This window comes from Nostoc sp. CMAA1605 (assembly GCF_021596505.1).
Taxonomy (GTDB): Bacteria; Cyanobacteriota; Cyanobacteriia; order Cyanobacteriales; family Nostocaceae; genus Trichormus.
Map to the genome: position 1 here is coordinate 111,503 of NZ_PJIZ01000003.1, position 18,678 is coordinate 130,180.

Below are 18,678 nucleotides of genomic sequence, written 5' to 3' on the forward strand. Positions count from 1 at the left end.
TTCACCGATAAAAATATTTTGGGTTAATTAATTATTAAAATTTTATTAAATATGAAGATTTTAATTGTAGAGGATGATGAATTAAATGCCTCCGCGCTGAGTGTGGTGTTGGCAAATCAGAATTATGTGGTGGAATTGGCAACTGATGGGAATAGTGCTTGGGATTTAGTAGAAACTTATGATTATGATTTAATTCTTTTAGATGTAATATTACCGAAGCTAGATGGCATTAGTCTTTGTCGGCAAATTCGCGCTAGTGGCAGACAAATGCCGATTTTGCTATTGACTGGTTGTGATAGTGGTCATGAAAAAGCTATTGGCTTAGATGCGGGTGCGGATGACTATGTAGTCAAACCATTTGATCAAGAAGAATTAGTCGCTAGGATACGCGCACTATTACGACGGGGGGGAACAGTATCACAACCAATACTAGAGTGTGGTAATTTAAGACTTGATCCTAGCAGTTGTGAAGTTACCTATAGACAAGAATTACTATCACTAACACCAAAAGAATATGCACTATTAGAATTATTTTTGCGAAATCATCGTCGGGTGTTTAGCTGTAGCATGATTTTGGAGCATCTTTGGTCTTATGAAGATACTCCCAGTGAAGAAGCAGTCCGCACCCATATTAAAGGCTTACGGATGAAGTTGAGAAATGCGGGAGTTCCTGGAGATTTAATTGAAACAGTCTATGGTATTGGGTATCGACTCACACCACAGGAGGAAGGGAACCAAAGCATAGGGGAAAAAGAACAATCTACATCTAGTAAATCGCAGTTGGAGTCAACACAAACGGCAATAGCAGGAATTTGGGAAAAATTTTATGGACGGGTAGATGAGCAAGTCAAGGTTTTAGAAGCAGCAGCTAGCGGTGTTAAGCAAGGCAGTTTCAGTACAGAATTGCAATTACAAGCCAAACAAGAAGCGCATACATTAGCAGGTTCTCTAGGGACATTTGGAATACCAGAAGGTTCAAAGTTAGCCAAGAAAATTGAGCAGCTATTGAAATCAGAACCCACTTGGACACCTACGGAAATTGGTAAATTGCAAAAGTGGGTGAAGTTACTGCGCCAAGAAGTAGCCGCACGTAAACCCACAGAAGAAACTACCACATCCAATACTAATGGTGATTTACCAAAACCCCAAGCTAGCAGCCAAAGTTTAGCAGCGATCGCCCCCATACAACAACTGCCCCACACCGAAGCCAAAGTCCTAGCCGTAGACGATGACCCCCAAATTCTGGCTTTATTACAAACCCTCCTCCATCCTTGGGGACTCAAAGTGATCACACTAGATGATCCGCGTCATTTTTGGGAAATATTACCAGCCGAAAATCCCGATTTATTAATCTTAGACGTAGAAATGCCCCACACCAACGGCATTGAACTATGTCAAATCATCCGTAATGATACCCAATGGAGTGAACTACCAATTCTCTTCCTCACAGTCCATAGTGATGCGGAAATTGTCAATCAAGTTTATAGCGTCGGTGCTGACGATTTTGTCAGTAAACCCATCGTGGGGCCAGAACTAGTCACACGCATTATCAACCGTCTGGAACGAGTCAAACTACTCAGGCGAGTAGCTGCGGGTAGGAGTGCAGAAGGAGCAGGGGTGCAGGGGTGCAGGGGTGCAGGGGTGCAGGGGAGATTAAATCCCAATACCCAGTCCCCAATACCCAGTCCCCAATACCCAGTCCCCAGTCCCCATCCTCCCTTCTCACTCAATAGCTGTGCCATCTTCGACGCTGAACCAGATTGCGTCAAAATTGTGGCGGCTGATGGCACTTTATTGGCAATTAATCAAGCCGGGTTGACTATCTTAGGTGCAGATCATCCTGATACCGTGGTGGGTAAGTCTATCTATGATGTGATTGCGCCTGAATACCAACAGACATTTCTGCAATTTCATACAAGTGTCTGTCAAGGACAAAAAGGGACTTTGGAATTTGTGATCATGAATCGTCAAGGTGAACGTCGTTGGGTGACAACTCACGCTGTTCCTTTGCGAAATCCCGCAGATGATAGCTGGGTACATTTAGCGATTACACGGGATATTACCAACATTAAACAAGTAGAAGCAGAAATTCAGCGAGTGAATCGCACATTAAAAACCTTAAGTGACTGCAATCAGGTTCTAGTGCGGGCAGATAATGAAGAAGATTTACTGCACCAAGTTTGCGAAATTTTAATCCAAGTCGGGGGTTATCGTTTGGCTTGGGTGGCTTACGCCAAAAATAATCCCCACAAAGATATTTATCCAGTCGCTCAAGCAGGCTATGAGGATGGATATCTGCAATCTCTGCATCTGACTTGGGCGGATACAGTGCGTGGACAAGGGCCGACAGGTACAGCTATCCGTACAGGTAAAACCACAATTATTCAAAATATTTTGACTGATAGTCGTTATGAGGTTTGGCGTTGTCAAGCGACAAGTCGGGGTTATGCAGCATCTATTGCTTTACCGTTAATTGCTAATGGTCAAGCTTTTGGAGCCTTGAATATTTATGCGACAGAACCCAATGCTTTTGATGTGCATGAAGTGCAGCTATTAGAAGAACTTACAGCAGATTTAGCCTATGGAATTTTAGCATTACGCAATCAACGCGATCGCCAACGTGCTGAAGCTGCCCTCAAAGAAAGTGAAGAAAGTCTTGCCCTCGCCTTGGAAGCCGCTAATTTAGGCATTTGGGATTGGAATCTCATCACTAACCAAGTAACTTGGTCTGATGGCCATGCCAAATTATTTGGAATGACGCTGAATGGTTCTGATGAAATCTGGAAAAATTGCGTTTTTCCCGCCGACTTTTCAGGTATAGAGCAAGCAATTCTTCATGCCCAACAACACAAAACTGATTATAATCATGAATTTCGCGTAGTTTGGCCAGATGGTAGTATTCACTGGCTGGAAGGCACAGGTAAATTTTACTACGATGACTCTGGGCAGGCTGTACGAATGCTGGGTACAGTTAGAGACATCAGTAATCGCAGACAAATCGAAGCTGCTCTGCAAACTGCCAACAACGAATTAGAATTGCGAGTGGCAGAACGCACAGCCGAGTTAGTTAATGTCAATCGCCAGCTACAATCAGAACTTGATGAACGCCAACGCATCGAAGCAGCACTGCGGATTTCTCAAATCAGATTGGCACGCATTTTAGATATCGCCGATGATGCGATTATCTCCATTGATAGCAACCAAAATATTACTCTGTTTAACCAAGGGGCAGAAAAGATTTTTGGCTATTGCGCCCAAGAAATTATCGGTCAAAGCCTTGATGTGCTTTTACCCCAGCGTTTTACTCAAAGCCATCGTCAGCACGTCAACGGTTTTAGTCAATCTCCCAGCATGGCGCGACGGATGGGAGAACGACGGGAAATATATGGTTGTCGCAAAGATGGGACAGAATTTCCGGCTGAGGCTTCCATCTCCAAACTGCATATAGAAAGCGATACCATTTATACTGTAATTCTCAGAGATATTACAGAGAGAAAACAAATTGAACGGATGAAAGATGAATTTGTTTCCGTCGTCAGCCATGAACTACGTACACCCTTAACTTCAATTCACGGTTCCTTGGGAATGCTCACCAGTGGTTTATTACCAGCAGCATCAGAACAAGGTAAACGATTACTGCAAATTGCTACCGACAGCACCGAACGCTTAGTCCGCTTAATTAATGACATCCTCGATATCGAAAGAATTGAGTCAGGTAGGGTGAAAATGGAGCGAGAAACCTGCATTCTTACTGACTTAATAGAATCAGCTATTAGTATTATGCAGCCCTTAGCGAATAAAGCCCAAGTGACACTCTCTGTAGAAAGTCCATCGCTACAACTGTGGGTAGATCCCGACCGGATTGTGCAGACTTTAACTAATTTACTCAGTAATGCCATCAAGTTTTCCTCTCCAAACACCACCGTATGGCTAGCGGCGCAAAAATACGGTGATGAAGTCTTACTGACAGTTAAAGATACCGGTCGGGGAATTCCGGCTGACAAAATCCACAGTATTTTTGAACGTTTTCAACAGGTAGATTCCTCAGATTCACGCAACCATGAAGGTACAGGTTTAGGCTTGGCTATTTGTCAAAGTATCGTCCATCAACATGGCGGGAGAATTTGGGTGGAAAGTGTCTTGGGTGAAGGTAGCACATTTCACTTTACACTGCCGATTCTGCCCATTCCCCCCATTCCTGAGTTAGTAGATGATTCTCCCTTCCCCCATCCCCCATCCCTAATCCCTAATCCCCAATCCCCACTCGTCCTAGTTTGCGATGATGATGCTGTGATTCGTCAAGAAATGCAGACTCTTCTGGAAAGAGGGGGATATCGTGTGATTACTGTAGCGACAGGAGAAGAAGCGATCGCGATCGCGGCTAACCAACATCCCAGCGTGATTGTACTGGATTTACTCATGCCAGAGATGAATGGTTGGGAAACAATGGCACACCTCAAAGAACAAGCCCAAACCAAAGACATTCCCATTGTGATTTGCAGTGTCTATAAGCAAAGCAGCAATAGTCAAAATAGTAGTGATTTTGTGGATTGGGTGCGTAAACCAGTCCAAGAAAGTTATTTATTAAACTCCTTAAGACAAGTTATCGCTAAATCTTCCCAACAAGCTCGAATTCTGGTTGTGGAAGATGATCCTGATTTAGTAGAACTACTGGTAACGTTATTTGAAAGACATGGAATAGAAACCTTTTGTGCCAAAACCGGTAGAGAAGCAATTCATCTCAGCCAAGAAGTCAATCCCGATTTGTTAATTTTAGATTTAATTTTGCCAGAAACTGATGGTTTTGCCGTTGTTGATTGGTTACAGCAACACCATCATCTGTGTAATATTCCTCTAGTAGTTTATTCTGCCCAGGACTTAGATGAATCAGAACGCAACAGGCTGAAGCTAGGATATACAGAATTTTTAACTAAAGGACGCGTCACTACCCAAGAATTTGAACAACGAGTTATGGAACTACTGCAAAGAATGACTCATCAACAATCAAAAGGACAGCCATCGTGAAAAACAAACGAATTCTAGTGGTTGATAACGAGCAGTATATTCAAGAAGTCGCCAAAGTCTGTCTAGAAACGGTAGCAGGCTGGGAAGTGGTGACAGCTAGTTCCGGCCAAGAGGGCATCCACCAAGCGGAAACTCATCAACCAGATGCTATTCTCTTGGATGTGATGATGCCAGATATGGATGGCATTGCTACCTTTGAAAAATTGCAAGCCAACCCCAGCACCAAAAAAATCCCGGTAATTTTATTAACCGCTAAAATCCAAGCTTCTGATCGTCGTCGTTACTCCCAATTAGGTATGGCTACCGCGATCGCTAAACCTTTTAATCCTTTAGAATTAGCGGGACAAGTAGCTACAGCTTTGGGCTGGAATTTAGAACCATAGTCAAGCTATGACGCGATCGTTACTTTAATTTATGGAAAAGTAACTTTATTTACTAGCTTCTCAGTGCAGTCTAGGATATCTTAGATAAGTACAGCAATGTGGAAATATTAACTTGTGTAAAGTAAAATGAAATAGTATTAACATTTATCGACTTCTAAGTTGAGACAGGATGTAATACCAATTCAAAAGACTCTGATGGCTAATTGTATTGTCTGGCACAGAAGGCTTGTACCGACAAACTTCATTGATTAAGAAATCCCTATTTGATAAGGGTTTCTGGGTTGGGATTGATTTGGTGACTTTGAATGAATTGGTATAGTACCAATTGCCAATACTCTTGGGGAAAGCAGGCGACAAAATTCTTGCATCCCCATAAGATCACACTGAACAAGTATTGCTCAGTGGAAAAGAGTTGCGGATTCGTGGAAAATTGGTATTAGAGTGTATTGGCAAGACATTTTTAGTCTCAGATTTTTCTGTCTACGGTGCCACGACTACAGACTCAAACCCAGAAGTGCATTTTTTCACCACCCCCTCCAAGGTAGGGAATAGGAAACAGCCAATATTCATTAGGGGTGTAAGGGTGTAGGGGTGTAGGGGTGTAGGTGTTGGACTGTTTTTCCATGCCTGTCCAACAAGGTTGGTGGGAGGAGAAGGCTTTTAACCCAAGGTTGAGATTGGAGGTAGTTCTCTTCCCCTACACCCCACATCCCTACACCCGCCCCAGAGGGGCTAGATAGAGAGTTCCCTGTAAAAAAATAGCAGCAATCAACCTCTCTCAACACCTCTGCAAGCAGAGATACCAGTTAGGAGAAACATGACGAGCCATTATGATTCAACGCGCCTGTATTACCATCCTATTAATTGCTCATAACACCGAAGATTGGATGAGTTTTCGGCAGTGTTTGCAGCAGGATGATTTGTATACATATCGCATTTTGGAGTTTGAGACCGCTACACAGGCAATAGCATGGTGTCAGGAGGGAAAATCAGATGTAATTTTGCTCAATTCTCCCTTATTTGGCGACAATTGTTTAGATTCCCTAGAGAAATTGCGGAAAATTGTCAGCCATACAGAATCTGCAATCATTCTCTTAACAGCACATGAAGATACAGCAACTGCCGTTTGGGCAATGAAAAACGGGGCGCAAGATTATCTAGTCAAACCGCAACTCAGTCCGAATAGACTACAAGCAGCAATTCATGATGCAGTCAACCAAAGAGACAAATATCGGCAATTAGCACAAATTCAGGAACAAAAACAACTAATCAGTGCGATCGCCTTACGGATTCGACAATCACTCAAACTCAAAGACATTTTAGCGAGTACAGTCGCAGAAGTCCGGCAATTTTTACAAGCAGATAGGGTATTAATCTATCGATTTCACTCTGATATGAGTGGAACTGTTGTATCAGAATCGGTGTTACCTGGTTGGACAGCCAGCTTAGAGGCACAAATTCAGGATACCTGCTTTCAACAAGGGGCTGGTATGGAATATCGCCAAGGGAAAACAAGAGCGATTAATAACATTTACCAAGCAGGCTTAACAGACTGTCATGTGCAACTCCTCGAACAATTTGAAGTCAAAGCCAATTTAGTTGTACCGATTTTGGTACTCAATCGGTTATGGGGATTATTAATTGCTCATCAATGTACTGCACCGCGCCAATGGCAAGCAATGGAACTAGAACTATTAGACCAACTTGCGGTGCAAATAGCGATCGCCATTCAACAAGCTAGTGCTTACGAAATCGCCCAAAAACAACTCAGGGAACGCTACCGAGTTGAAAAAAATCTCCGAGACTCTGAAGAGCGATTTCGCAGTACCTTTGAACAGGCCGCAGTCGGTATTACTCATGTGTCCTTAAGTGGAAAATTCCTGCGCGTTAACCAAAGGTTTGCTGATATTACTGGCTACTCCCCATCAGAACTAAAAACCTTGAGATTTCAAGAAATCACCCATCCAGAAGATTTGGCGGCTGATTTAGAGCAACTAGAAATCCTGCTAGCTGGGGCAATTTCGACTTACTCAATGGAAAAACGCTATATCCGCCAAGACAATACGATTATTTGGGTGAAACTGACAGTATCTCTAGTCCGTGATACTTTTGCTCACCCGCAATATTTTATTGGTGTAGTGGAAGATATTAGCGATCGCATCTTGGCACAACAGGCAATAAAACAACTCAATCAAGAACTGGAAGCTAGAGTCGAACGCCGCACAGCCGCCTTAAAAGAAAGTGAAGAACGCTGGCAATTAGCATTACGTGGCAGTAATGATGGCATCTGGGACTGGAATCTGAAAACTAACGAACTATTTTTTTCGGCGCGCTGGAAACAAATACGGGGTTTTAGTGACGATGCAATTAGCCCCGATTTAGCAGCCTGGTCAAGCTCTATTCATCCAGATGATCGCGATCGCATTTTGGCGGATTTAGATGACCATTTCGCCCAAAAAACACCATTCTTCCAAGCAGAATATCGAGTACAGTGCCAAGATGGTTCATATTTATGGGTCTTAGATCGGGGTCAAGCACTGTGGGATGAAGCAGGTCATGTCATCCGCATCAGTGGTTCAGAGACGGATATTACCACACGTAAACAGGCAGAAGCTCAGTTATTTGAGCTGCTCAATTTGCAACAAGCCATCCTCACATCTACCGACTATGCCATTACCTCTACCAACTCCCAGGGGATCATTCAAATCTTTAACCCAGCTGCCCAAAAAATGTTAGGTTATACAGCCGAGGAAGTTGTGGGTCAGGTAACGCCTGTTATATTCCACGATCCAGAGGAAATTCGGCAACACGCACAAGCACTAGGAGAAGAAATTGCTCCAGGGCAAAAATTGATCGCGACAAACCCATCGGCACATCAAAAAGAGGAATGGACTTTTATTCGCAAAGATGGCTCATGCTTTCCCGTCTCTCTGTCGGTGCAACCCCTATGTAATGCCGAAGGACAGATCATTGGTGGAGTCGGTATTGCCAAAGATATTACACAACAAAAACAGATAGATGCCCAACTCCGTAAAAATGCCGCTAACCTCGCGGCTGCTCAAAGAATCGCCCATTTGGGGAGTTGGGAGATGGATTTACACACCCAGGAAATCCTGTGGTCACAAGAGGTGTTTCGCATTTTTGGCCGCAATCCTGAATCTGGAATGCCTACCTATGGGGAAATGCTGGAGTGGATACATCCAGATGACCGGCACCATCAAGATTTGGCGGTACAACAGGCGATCGCCCAAGGTCAATGTTACGAACTAGAGTATCGTTGTTATCGGCCAGATCAGAGTCTACGCTATGTACTATCACGGGGTGAAGTAATACTAAATGCGGATGGTCAACCTAGCCAGTTAATCAGCATTATCCTTGACATTACTGACCGTAAACAAACTGAACAGCAGTTAAGTAATCTTTCAGATCGGTTAACTTTAGCACTCAAATCAGCCGATATTGGCACTTGGGACTGGGATTTGACCCATGATGTCTATTGGGATGAGAGGATGTATGCTCTGTATGAACTACCATATTCTGATGATTGTGTCAAAGACAAAGACTGGTTAAAGCTAATCCATCCAGAGGATCGGGACAAAACCGCAACTGCGCTGCAAGATGCCCTACAGGGAAAGCGGGAATTTGATGTGGAATTTCGCACAATGCGGAATAATGGTAGTATTCGCTATATCCATGCCTCAGCCCTGGTACAACGTAACCAACAAGGAAAAGCGCAACGCATGGTAGGCATTAACTACGATATTACAGAGCGCAAGCAAGTGGAATCAGCCCTGCGTGAAAGTGAACACCGTTATGCCACCTTGACTGAAGCTGCTCCTGTAGCTATTTTCCGTCTAGATCATACGGGTCAATGTGTCTATGTTAACGAGCGTTGGAGCAGGATGACAGGTAGACCAATCAAGTCTGCTTTGGGGGTAGGATGGCTAGAAGCTCTGCACCCAGAAGACCGCGATCGCCTACTCACAAAATGGTTGCAACAGGGATTTAGTCAACCAGAACTCTATCAAAATGAAGGCAGACATCTACTACCTGATGGTAGCGTCAACTGGTTTTATTGCCATATCCTGCCGGAAACAGACTCCAACGGTGCAATTATGGGTTACATTGGCACACTGACAGATATTACAGAGCGTAAACAAGCAGAGGAACAGCTACATCATCTCTCAGAAAGATTGTCCCTGGCGATCAAATCAGGCGGCTTTGGGATCTGGGAATATGACTGCGTTAATGGTAGCCAGATTTGGGATGAACAAATGTACAAGCTCTACGGAGTCAGTCCCATTGATTTTGACCCTACCCTGGACTCATGGTTAAGTTGTCTGCATCCAGACGATCGCGATTATATCGTGGCAGTTATGGATCAAGTTCTGCAAAACAATCAAGAATACGACGTTGAGTTTAGCATCATTCAACCAAACGGAGAAATTCGCTACATCAAAGCCTATGGTCTGCTCAATTGTGACCCCCAAGGTCAACCTTTACGCATGATTGGGGTAAACTTTGACATTACGGCGCATAAGCAAGCTGAACAAGAACTAATCCGTAACAGAGACTTGCGGGAAATCATTTTTAACGAATCGGCGGATGCTTTGTTTTTAGTTGATCCAGTGACTTTAATCACTCTTGATTGTAATCGGCGTGCCGTCGAACTATTTGAAGCCACTAAAAAATCGGACTTATTAGGAATAGCTGGGCATCAGCTCCAAAACCGTCAATTTTCCTCAGAAGAAATGGCCACTATTGTGACACAAATGCGAACCAAAGGTTTTTGGAGTCAAGAAATTGAGTATGTCACTTGTAAAGGTAAGGTTTTCTGGGGCAACATTGCCGCTAAACCCATTGTAATTGCTGGCCGTACCCTGAATTTATTGCGAGTCACTGATATTAGTGAGCATAAACAGGCGGAAGAAGCTCTCGCTAAATATGCCCGTGAAGTTGAAGATTTGTATAACAAAGCACCCTGTGGCTACCATTCCCTAGATAGTGCAGGTCGAATCATGCGGGTGAATGAAACAGAATTGCAATGGTTAGGTTACAGCCATGAAGAGATGATTGGTCAGCCTTTCGTTCACTTTTTTACGGAAGCTAGTCGTCAAGCTTTTCTGGAAAACTATCCTCGCTTTAAAGAAAGAGGTTGGTCAAAGGATTTAGAGTATGAGATGGTCTGTAAAGATGGCACAATTTTACCAGTCATGATCAGTGCGGCTGCTGTTAAAGATGCAGATGGCAATTATTTATACAGCCGTGCCACCTTATTCGATATGCGCGAACAGCAAGCCGCACTCCGCGATCGCCAAAAAGCAGAACAAGAGTTGCAAGCATCACGCACCATGCTGCAACTAGTCCTAGATACCATTCCCCAACGTGTCTTCTGGAAAGATTGTCAGTTAAATTACATCGGCTGCAATCCAGCCTTTGCTAATGATGCTCAACTGTTTCAGCCTGACGACATTATCGGCAAAACTGACTTTGACTTGCCTTGGAAACAACAAGCACCAATGTATCGTGCCGACGATACGTTAGTGATTACTACAGGAAAAGCCAAACTCGGCTATGAAGAACCGATGGCAACTCACGATGGTGCCAGCATTTGGCTCAGAACGAGCAAAATCCCCCTGACGAACACTACAGGGGAAGTAATTGGTGTTCTCGGTTCCTATGAAGATATTACGGAACGCAAATACGCTGAAGAGAAATTGCGCCAAACCAATGAACAATTAGCCAATGCTAACGCCGAATTAGCCCGTGCTACTCGCCTCAAAGACGAATTTCTCGCCAATATGAGTCATGAATTGCGAACCCCTCTCAATGCCATTTTGGGTATGTCGGAGGGGTTTGAGGAGGGTGTGTTTGGTGCGATCAATGACCAACAAGCCAAAGCGATCGCCACGATTGAACGCAGTGGGAGACACCTCCTGGAACTGATCAATGACATCCTCGACTTATCCAAAATTGAATCAGGTAAGTTAGAATTACAACTGAGTGATATTCCCATTAAAAGCCTGTGTGAAACCAGTCTAGTGTTTATTAAACAGGTAGCATTGAAAAAAAGTATTCGCCTCCTGACAGAAATTCCCCATCATCTAGGCAGTATCCAAGCGGATGATCGCCGTTTACGTCAGGTACTAATTAACTTACTCAGCAATGCTGTCAAGTTCACCCCAGAAGGCGGTACGGTAACACTCAAAGTCTGGCTGGAAGAGCCAGGGGAAAAGGAATGCGGGGGTGCCGGGGGAGGAATTTCTTGCTTGTCTTCTCAATCAAGCCTCAAGTGTCAAGCTTCACCCCACATCAATTTCTGTGTCACTGATACTGGTATTGGGATTTCTCCTGAAAATATAGGCAAATTATTTCAACCTTTTATGCAGCTAGACAGCAGCCTCAATCGTCAATATAACGGTACTGGTTTAGGTCTAGCACTGGTACAAAGAATTACTACTTTACATGGCGGTACAGTCTGTGTTGACAGTCAGTTGGGGAAAGGCAGTTGTTTTACTGTGAGAATTCCTTATATCACCACTGATATTTTGCCGCCAAAGTTAGCAACGGTACAATTGCCCAAAAATTACTCCCTGTCTCCTAACAGCCCAGTGTTAATTATTGAAGACTCGATGGCGGCGGCTGACCAAATCACTCGCTATCTCCTGGAGATGAGCATCAAATGTTTAGTTTATCCAATGGGTGAAGGTGCGCTAGAAGAAGTCATACGTATTCGTCCAGCACTAGTGATTTTGGATCTGCAACTACCCAACGTATCCGGGTGGGATGTCCTCAAGCAACTCAAGCTCCACCCCCAAACCAAGGATATTCCCGTTTTGATTGTCTCGGTTGTGGATGAACGGACTCAAGGCATAACTGAGGGAGCATTTGCATATTTAGTTAAACCTATTACCCGGACTCAGTTTCAAGCCACCCTGGAGCGATTAAAATGTTCTACTAATGATGAGTCTGGGATGAATAACGTTACAGCAAAATCTGCTTTGTCCTCTGCTTTAGTTTTACTAGTAGAAGACAACCAAGCCAATATCAACACTATGTCTGGTTATTTGGAAAGTCGCGGATATCGATTAGCGATCGCCAACGACGGACAACAAGCCATTGCACAAGTTTATGCCCAACGTCCTGATCTCATTGTCATGGATATCCAAATGCCAGAGATGGACGGATTGACAGCTATCCGCCGCATTCGCGAAGATGAGCAATTTGTAGATTTACCCATCATTGCATTAACAGCCCTGGCCATGCCAGGCGATCGCGAAACCTGTCTAGCCGCCGGAGCTAATGAATATTTAACCAAACCCGTAAAGCTCAAACAACTCGTAGCAACAATTCAAAAATTTTTAACTAGATAAATAATTCAGTGGCAAAAAATAACTGTTAAATCCCTTGATCTTTTAATTATCCCTATGTCTAATTTTGGCATTGTTTTCAGTTAAGTCCGTGAGAAAAAACACCATAAAGTTAATCAAAACCAACTAGGCTGAAACTATTTCTTCCTTCTGCCCTATAAACTATTCTTCTGAAATAATAGAGATTTAATTATGAATCATCAACATTCTATTTTAATAATTGACGATGAACCAGATAACTTTGATGTAATTGAAATTCTACTTGATAGTGAAAACTACGAATTACATTATGCCCCCAGTGGTCAACAAGCTATTGATTGCCTTGATAGTTTTCAGCCTGATGTCATTTTGTTAGACGTAATGATGCCTGATTTAGATGGCATGGAAGTCTGCCGGAAAATTAAATCTGAACGGCAATGGCAGACAATTCCGATCATTATGGTAACGGCATTAACTGCTAAAGAAGATTTAGCTAAATGTATGGCGGCTGGAGCAGATGATTTTATTAGTAAGCCAGTCAATGGTGTGGAATTAAGAGCCAGAGTGAATTCTATGCTGCGAATTAAAGGCCAATACGATCAATTGCAGAGTCTACTGAATCTGCGTGAAGATATGGTCAATATGATTGTACATGACTTACGCAACCCCCTCACCAGCATTATCATCTCCAATGAAGTGCTGCAAATTCCTGGATTATCACCCGAAAAGCATGAACAAAAGACACATAAAATCATTCTCGCAGCCCAACAAATGCAATCTATGATTGATAGCTTGCTGATTATGGCTAAGTTGGAATCTGGCAAAATGGTTCTTCAGCGCAACGATGTAGAACTAGGTACACTTTGTCTGTCGGCGTTGGCAGATGTGGAAGAAATCGCTCACCACAAAAATCTTCATCTGATCAGCGAATTACCCAATCCAGGAAGCATGGTAAACGTCGATATACCGATTTTTCGCCGCATTTTGGATAATTTACTCTCTAATGCCATTAAATTTTCCCCTCCTCACTCTCAAGTTATCCTCAAAGCAGAATGTTCCACTACAGATATTAAATTGCAAGTAATTGATTCCGGTTCAGGAGTGCCACAAAATTTACGCCAAAGCATTTTTGAAAAGTATGAGATTGGCACAAGAATGAGCGAAGTTTCACAAATTGGCTTAGGATTAGCTTTTTGCAAAATGGCAATTGAGGCGCATCACGGTATGATTATGGTTGAAGATAATTATCCCCAAGGCAGTGTTTTTACGCTTTTTCTACCGTCAATCTAGTAGTTCACCAACCCAAAATTGCTAGGCTAAGGCAAGCAGGGGGAGCAGGGGGAGCAGGGGGAGAAAGAGATTTTTTTTGCTGCTATTAACCTTACAAAGTTCTTTTGGCAGACTACTAGGATACGAAAATAATTTCAGAAATGAAATTACCTCGATTATTGTATAGTAATAATTAATGCTATCATTTATTTTCTCTACCTAAAAACACTTAACATTATTCTACTTATTTATGGTGTCTTCTAGCCAAAAACTACGGCAGTTACTTGCAAAACCTGAAATTATTGTGATTCCTGGTGTTTATGATTGTTTAAGTGCAAAGTTAGCAGAAAATATAGGTTTTGATGTTATTGCTACCAGTGGTTTTGGTATTGCAGCTTCTACCTTGGGTTTACCAGACTATGGTTTTCTCTCCGTTACAGAAACACTATATAGTATTGGACGCATTGCTCAAGCGGTAAGTGTACCTCTGATTGCAGATTTAGATACCGGCTATGGTAATGCTCTGAATGTGATGCGGACTATCAAGGATGCTGTGCAGTTGGGAGTGGCGGGGGTGTTGCTAGAAGACCAGGAATGGCCGAAAAAGTGCGGACACTTTGAAGGTAAACGAGTCATCCCCACGGAAGAACACGCCGGGAAAATTAGAGCCGCAGTTGAGGCGCGGGGAGATAGTGGTTTAGTGATTATCGCCCGGACTGATGCCCGTGCGCCTTTGGGTTTAGAGGCTGCGATCGCCCGTGGTCATGCTTACATTGCTGCCGGAGCAGATATACTCTTTGTAGAAGCACCCCAATCTGTAGAAGAGTTAAAAGCAATTAAAGCTGCTTTTCCTGACATTCCCTTAGTAGCTAATATCGTTGAAGGTGGTAAAACTCCTTCCCTGTCGGCGGCTGAATTACAAAATCTAGGCTTTAAAATTGTCTTTTTCCCCTTAACTGGCTTATTAGCAGTTACCCAAACTCTTACTAATTGTTTAACTCATTTAAAACAACAGGGAACTACAGCTAATTTTCACGATTTAGTGAGGTTTCAAGATTTTCAAGCACTCGTCGGTGTTCCCCAATTTCTACAAATGGAAAAGCAATTTACTGTAGAAAAGGATGAATAAATTACCCGAATCTATCCAATACAAAGATACATACGATATTAACCAAAATAGTATTCTTGACCTGTATAAAGCTAATCAATGGTCATCAGCAGAAAAACCAGATTTACTCTACCAAGCTTTGATGAATTCCCATTCACTCATTTCTGCATGGCATGAAGATAAGTTGGTAGGTTTAGGCAATGCTATCTCAGATGGCTTTTTAGTAGTGTATTATCCTCATTTATTGGTCTTGCCAGATTACCAAAATCAAGGTATCGGCAGTCAGATTATCAAAATGCTTATATCTCGATATGATGGGTTTCATCAGCATATTTTACTGGCGGAAAACCAAGCTATTAATTTCTACAAAAAAGTAGGTTTTCAGCGTGCAGGTACAACAGAACCTATGTGGATTTACGCTGGAAATGACCACTGAAATTTAGACATCTATTTCTTATTTTATTAGAAAATTAGGTTACTAATTTGTAAAAAAAAAATCATTATTCTACTCATTTAAATGTTTTTTTAAAGATGAATACAAATTAATAATGTGATGATCAATCAAGCTGTAATACACATTTTTACCTTCTCGACGATAATTCACTAAGCGCATCGCTTTTAATAATCGCAATTGATGAGAAACTGCCGATTCGGTCATTTTTGTTAATGCAGCTAAATCACAAACACACAACTCTTGGGAAGCTAAAGCTGATATCAGCCGCAGACGATTGGGATCTGCAAGTATGCCAAAAATTTCTGCCATCTGTTGCGCTTGATCTGGAGACAAGATTTGTGTTTGGATTGACCGCACATTATCCAGATGTACCAAATGGGTGTCACATTTTGGTAAGTCGGCATTTGGAAGCAATTCCAACTCTTTTTTACTCTGTCGCTTATTCATCAGGGTGCTTTTCAATAATGGTTATTACTTTCAATCTTAACTAAAATTAAACATTGTACAGTTGAACATTTATTCAGATGTTGTATTAAAATACTTGTAAAAGACTGGCACTAATATTCACTGGCGACGACGAAAGATTGTTGCTGTAAGTGCGTCATACCAATTCTTTGAGAAGTAGAGACGTTGTATACAACGTCTCTACTGATAAATTTTATCTTCATCAAGAAACGTAATTAACTTTGTCACCTGCAAATTGCTATGACTCAAACTCCTTCCCTGAAAACCCAGATTCTCCAAGTGAATGGTATGGATTGTGGTAGTTGTGCCAAGACAATAGAAGTTGGTTTACAACAATTACGCGGTGTTACGGAAGCATCAGTTAGCTTTGCCACAGGTAAAGTCAGGATATCCTACAATCCAGAGGATTTGAGTCTAAAAACTATTTCCGATCGCATTCAGGCTTTAGGTTACACAGTAGAACAGATTGCTGGGTTAGAGTCAGAGCAGAAAACTCATTCTTGTGGTTGTAGTCACGACCATACTCATCACAGTGATAGTCATTCACTGGCGGAAATAGCTGATACTAAATCGCTACAACATAACTGTGATCATGACCATAACCATGACCACCATCAGCATCAAGATGCAGTTTCAACTACTACACAGAAATCTGATCCCACAAACTGGAAATTTTGGATTACTAACCGCCGGGGACAAGGTGTCATTCTTACAGGCGTGGGGTTAGCGTTGGGTTTACTGGCGCAATATTTAGCCTTACCTATTTGGATAGCACGAGCTTTTTATGGCGTTGGTATAGTGATTGCAGGCTATCCCATTGCACGGATTGGTTTATTGGAATTGCGCTTGCGCCGGGCTGATATGAATTTGCTGATGACTATTTCAGTCATAGGTGCATTGATTTTAGGTGACTGGTTTGAAGGGGCGTTAGTTGTCTTTTTGTTCTCTTTGGGTACAACATTGCAAGTCTTGACCTTTGGTCGCACACGCAACGCAATTCGCGCCCTCATGGATTTAACTCCACCCACAGCTACCGTCAAACGAGGGAATCAAGAAGTAACTGTTCCCGTGGAAAATGTTCAAGTTGGGGAAATTTTGACAGTTAGACCAGGTGGACGTGTAGCGTTAGACGGCATAGTTGTTTCTGGTAGTAGTGCTATTGACCAGTCTCCAATTACGGGAGAATCAATCCCAGAAGATAAAGAAGCAGGCGACACTGTTTTTGCTGGGACGTTAAATCAATCAGGCTTTTTGGAAATCAAGGTTACACATACTGTAAAGGATACGACTGTAGCTAAAATTATCCATTTAGTAGAAACAGCCCAAGGTAGTCGCGCACCTTCTCAGCAGTGGGTGGATAAGTTTGCCGGAGTATACACCCCAATTGTGATTTTGATTGCGATCGCGATCGCGCTCATTCCGCCTTTGGTATTTGCTCAACCTGGGAATGTCTGGTTTTATCGAGCCTTAGTCATGCTAGTCATTGCTTGTCCCTGTGCTTTAGTCATTTCTACCCCAGTTTCCATTGTGAGTGCGATCGGTGCAGCAACTCGTCAAGGAGTGTTATTTAAAGGAGGTAACGCACTAGAAACCGCCGGACATTTGACTACTCTGGCTTTTGATAAGACAGGTACAATTACCCAAGGGCTACCGATTGTACAAAAGATTTATAGTCTGGGAAATCACAGTACCCATCAAGTGTTACAAATTGCCGCCATCCTAGAGCAACACTCAGAACATCCACTAGCAAAGGCTATCGTGGCTAAAGCTGATGAACTGAGCATAGATTTGGAAACACCGATGAACTTCACAGCACTACCAGGGAAAGGCATTCAGGCAATCTGGATTGACATAGTTTATTTAGTTGGTAATCGACGGTTGTTTTCCGAGCAAGGTATTTCCTTATCTGGTGAAGTTGAAACTCTGTTGGCAGAAATTGAACAACTTGGTCAAATTCCGGTACTCGTAGGAACAAAACAAGAAATATGGGGATCGATCGCGCTGTCTGATGGTATCCGTTTAGAAGCAACAGAAGCCATCCGACAACTCAAGCGACTAGGGTTAAAGCAGTTAGTCATGTTAACAGGCGATCGCGATCGGGTGGCTAGGCAAATTGCCCAACAAGTTGAGATGACAGAATATAGAGCCGAACTCTTACCAGAAGATAAACTCCAAGCAATTCAACGGCTAAGACGTTCTGGGGTGGTAGGTATGATTGGGGATGGGATTAATGATGCACCAGCTCTAGCGGCGGCGGATATCAGTTTTGCTGTGGGTGGAATTGATATTGCCTTAGAAACAGCAGATGTAGTGCTGGTTGGTGGTGACTTGAGACGGCTTGCTTATGCAGTGGATTTAAGTCGTCGGACTGTATCTGTGATTCAACAGAATGTAGTTTTTTCTTTAGTCACGAAAGCTTTATTTCTACTATTGGGAACGTTGGGTGTTGTTGGGTTAGCGGTAGCTGTTTTAGCAGACACAGGTACTTCCTTATTAGTGACTGCAAATGGAATGCGCTTATTTAAATCAAGAAATAGGGGGGTGTAGGGGTTTAGGGGTTTAGGGGTGTAAGGGTTTAGGGGTTTAGGGGAAGAAAAAAGTGTTTCTTATATATTTTGCTGGCGT

The 18,678-nt window shown here is 42.8% G+C and carries 8 protein-coding genes; 7 read left to right on the top strand and 1 reads right to left on the bottom strand.

The window, feature by feature from the left end; genetic code table 11:
• The first annotated feature begins 51 nt into the window (after positions 1-51).
• From CV014_RS02230 to CV014_RS02255, 6 genes are all read left to right on the top strand, one after another.
• Positions 52-5,025, top strand: a complete 4,974-nt coding sequence (locus CV014_RS02230) for a response regulator (protein ID WP_236140532.1) — start codon at positions 52-54, stop codon at positions 5,023-5,025.
• Positions 5,022-5,408, top strand: a complete 387-nt coding sequence (locus tag CV014_RS02235; RefSeq protein ID WP_236140533.1) for a response regulator — start codon at positions 5,022-5,024, stop codon at positions 5,406-5,408. The genes CV014_RS02230 and CV014_RS02235 overlap by 4 nt, the downstream gene beginning before the upstream one ends.
• A gap of 830 nt (positions 5,409-6,238) precedes the next feature.
• Positions 6,239-12,781, top strand: coding sequence for a PAS domain S-box protein (locus CV014_RS02240; RefSeq protein ID WP_236140534.1), 6,543 nt, complete (start codon positions 6,239-6,241; stop codon positions 12,779-12,781).
• Between the two features lie 189 nt (positions 12,782-12,970).
• Positions 12,971-14,047, top strand: coding sequence for a hybrid sensor histidine kinase/response regulator (locus tag CV014_RS02245; protein ID WP_236140535.1), 1,077 nt, complete (start codon positions 12,971-12,973; stop codon positions 14,045-14,047).
• Between the two features lie 232 nt (positions 14,048-14,279).
• Positions 14,280-15,155, top strand: coding sequence for an isocitrate lyase/PEP mutase family protein (locus tag CV014_RS02250; protein ID WP_236140555.1), 876 nt, complete (start codon positions 14,280-14,282; stop codon positions 15,153-15,155).
• Positions 15,148-15,570 (top strand): GNAT family N-acetyltransferase, encoded by a 423-nt coding sequence (locus CV014_RS02255; RefSeq protein WP_236140536.1) that lies wholly within the window; start codon positions 15,148-15,150, stop codon positions 15,568-15,570. The genes CV014_RS02250 and CV014_RS02255 overlap by 8 nt, the downstream gene beginning before the upstream one ends.
• A 69-nt stretch (positions 15,571-15,639) precedes the next feature.
• On the opposite strand, the gene CV014_RS02260 is transcribed toward CV014_RS02255, so the two are convergent.
• Positions 15,640-16,035, bottom strand: a complete 396-nt coding sequence (locus tag CV014_RS02260; RefSeq protein ID WP_236140537.1) for an ArsR/SmtB family transcription factor — start codon at positions 16,033-16,035, stop codon at positions 15,640-15,642.
• Between the two features lie 258 nt (positions 16,036-16,293).
• Here CV014_RS02260 and CV014_RS02265 point away from each other — a divergent pair, with 258 nt between their 5' ends.
• Positions 16,294-18,600, top strand: a complete 2,307-nt coding sequence (locus CV014_RS02265) for a heavy metal translocating P-type ATPase (protein ID WP_236140538.1) — start codon at positions 16,294-16,296, stop codon at positions 18,598-18,600.
• Positions 18,601-18,678 lie beyond the last annotated feature (78 nt).

Bases quoted from the DNA above. Each gene is read 5' to 3' on its own strand.
- CV014_RS02255 (WP_236140536.1), top strand. From the start codon at position 15,148: ATGAATAAATTACCCGAATCTATCCAATACAAAGATACATACGATATT.
- CV014_RS02265 (WP_236140538.1), top strand. From the start codon at position 16,294: ATGACTCAAACTCCTTCCCTGAAAACCCAGATTCTCCAAGTGAATGGT.
- CV014_RS02260 (WP_236140537.1), bottom strand. From the start codon at position 16,035: ATGAATAAGCGACAGAGTAAAAAAGAGTTGGAATTGCTTCCAAATGCC.
- CV014_RS02245 (WP_236140535.1), top strand. From the start codon at position 12,971: ATGAATCATCAACATTCTATTTTAATAATTGACGATGAACCAGATAAC.
- CV014_RS02230 (WP_236140532.1), top strand. From the start codon at position 52: ATGAAGATTTTAATTGTAGAGGATGATGAATTAAATGCCTCCGCGCTG.
- CV014_RS02240 (WP_236140534.1), top strand. From the start codon at position 6,239: ATGATTCAACGCGCCTGTATTACCATCCTATTAATTGCTCATAACACC.